Source organism: Pseudomonas sp. 05T35 (genome assembly GCF_056396605.1).
Genome location: NZ_JBFTLU010000606.1, coordinates 1 through 2156, shown reverse-complemented (window position 1 = coordinate 2156; position 2156 = coordinate 1). Strand labels below are relative to the sequence as shown.

The 2156-nt window shown below is 58.4% G+C and carries 3 protein-coding genes and 1 pseudogene; all 4 read left to right on the top strand.

Annotated features, from left to right (window positions below; all coding sequences use genetic code 11):
* On the top strand, positions 1-330 hold a 330-nt coding region (locus AC1DH9_RS27885), incomplete at its 5' end, for a ribosome-recycling factor (RefSeq protein WP_477809210.1).
* 17 nt (positions 331-347) lie between these two features.
* Positions 348-1103 (top strand): polyprenyl diphosphate synthase, encoded by a 756-nt coding sequence (gene uppS / locus AC1DH9_RS27880; protein ID WP_054595911.1) that lies wholly within the window; start codon positions 348-350, stop codon positions 1101-1103.
* Positions 1103-1909, top strand: a complete 807-nt coding sequence (locus AC1DH9_RS27875; protein WP_477809209.1) for a phosphatidate cytidylyltransferase — start codon at positions 1103-1105, stop codon at positions 1907-1909. The genes uppS and AC1DH9_RS27875 overlap by 1 nt, the downstream gene beginning before the upstream one ends.
* A pseudogene (locus AC1DH9_RS27870) lies at positions 1906-2156 on the top strand (1-deoxy-D-xylulose-5-phosphate reductoisomerase); the annotation flags it as partial. The gene AC1DH9_RS27875 and the pseudogene AC1DH9_RS27870, both read left to right, overlap by 4 nt.

Genomic DNA, 2156 nt, shown 5'->3' with positions numbered 1-2156 from the left:
GCGGTCGACAAGGCGATCCAGAGTGCTGGCCTGAACCTCAATCCAACGAACCTGGGTGAGTTGCTGCTGATCTCCATGCCGGCCTTGACCGAGGAGACCCGCAAGGGCTTCACCAAGCAAGCGCGCAGCGCAGCCGAAGATGCTCGTGTCGCGGTGCGTAATATTCGCCGTGATGCACTGGGCGACCTGAAGAAGCTGGTCAAGGATAAGGAAATCAGCGAAGACGAAGAGCGTCGCGCGAGTGCCGATATCGACAAGTTGATCAAGGACTTCGAGGCTCAGATCAATAAGCTCACCGAAGACAAAGAAAAGGACCTGATGGCCGTATAAGGGGTCAGGACGCCTTCATGGAAAAGACCAAGCAGCCAGTGCTGTCCTCGGTGCCGCGCCACGTCGCGATCATCATGGACGGTAATAATCGCTGGGCAAAAAAACGTTTCTTGCCCGGTGTTGCCGGGCACAAGGCTGGCGTCGATGCTGTGCGCGCGGTTATTGAGGTGTGYGCTGAGGCCGGGGTTGAAGTACTGACCTTGTTCGCCTTCTCCAGTGAGAACTGGCAGCGTCCGGCCGATGAAGTCAGCGCCTTGATGGATTTGTTTTTCAAGGCGTTGCGTCGCGAGGCCAAGCGCCTCAACGACAACAACATCACGTTGCGTATTATCGGCGATCGTTCGCGTTTTCATCCCGAGCTTCAGGCCGCCATGCGTGAGGCGGAGGCAATGACAGTCGGTGCCAATCGTTTTGTCTTGCAGATCGCGGCCAACTACGGCGGCCAATGGGATATCGCCCAGGCAGCCCAACGTCTGGCGCGAGAGGTTCAGGCCGGGCATTTGCGTCCAGACGACATCACTCCGCAATTGCTGCAGACCTGCCTGGCTACCGGTGATCTGCCGTTGCCGGATTTGTGCATTCGTACCGGTGGCGAGCATCGCATCAGCAACTTCCTGCTGTGGCAATTGGCGTACTCCGAACTGTATTTCTCCGACCTGTTCTGGCCGGACTTCAAACACGAAGCCATGCGTAACGCATTGGCCGATTTCGCTTCTCGCCAGCGTCGCTTCGGTAAAACGAGTGAGCAGGTCGAGGCTGGAGCCCGGGTTTAATGCTTAAACAACGAATCATCACTGCGCTGATCCTGCTGCCGATCGCCCTGTGCGGATTTTTTCTGCTCGAGGGCTCCGGTTTTGCGCTGTTTATCGGCCTGGTCGTGACTCTTGGTGCCTGGGAATGGGCGCGTCTGGCAGGTTTCACTGCACAGCCGATCCGTGTCGCTTATGCGGTGGTGGTCGCGGTGATGCTGTTTTTCATGCATGTGCTGCCGGGGCTTTCGCCTTGGGTGCTGGGGGCTGCCGTGCTCTGGTGGGCGGTGGCAACCTATCTGGTGCTGACCTACCCCAAGACCAGTGAGCATTGGGCCAGTGCGGCTTGCAAGCTGGTCATCGGCCTGCTGATCCTGTTGCCGGCCTGGCAAGGTTTGATCCTGATCAAGCAAGAGCCGCTGGGTAACTGGCTGATCATGGCAGTGATGGTGTTGGTCTGGGGTGCAGATATTGGCGCTTACTTTTCCGGCCGGGCATTCGGCAAGCGCAAGCTTGCTCCGCAGGTCAGTCCTGGCAAGAGCTGGGAAGGTGTGTACGGTGGCTTGTTGCTCAGCCTGGTGATTACCGCCATCGTTGGTCTGGTGCRTGACTGGACGACTGGCGAGATGCTGAAAGGATTGATCGGTGCAGCGGTTATCGTATTTATCTCGGTGGTCGGCGATTTGACCGAAAGCATGTTCAAGCGCCAGTCGGGCATCAAGGACAGCAGTAATCTGCTGCCGGGTCATGGCGGCATTCTGGATCGTATCGACAGTCTCACCGCGGCGATTCCGGTGTTTGCGGTATTGCTGTGGATGGCTGCATCGTGAGTCGTCCACAACAGATCACTGTCCTGGGAGCGACCGGTTCTATTGGTCTGAGCACCCTTGATGTCATCGCGCGTCATCCCGAGCGCTATCAAGTCTTTGCCTTGAGCGGCTTCTCTCGCCTGAGTGAGCTGCTGGCCTTGTGCGTCCGCCACGTGCCGCGCTTTGCTGTTGTGCCGGAGCCCGTGGCTGCCCGGCGTCTGCAAGACGATCTGCGGGCTGCAGGTCTTTCTACGCGCGTGCTGGTGGG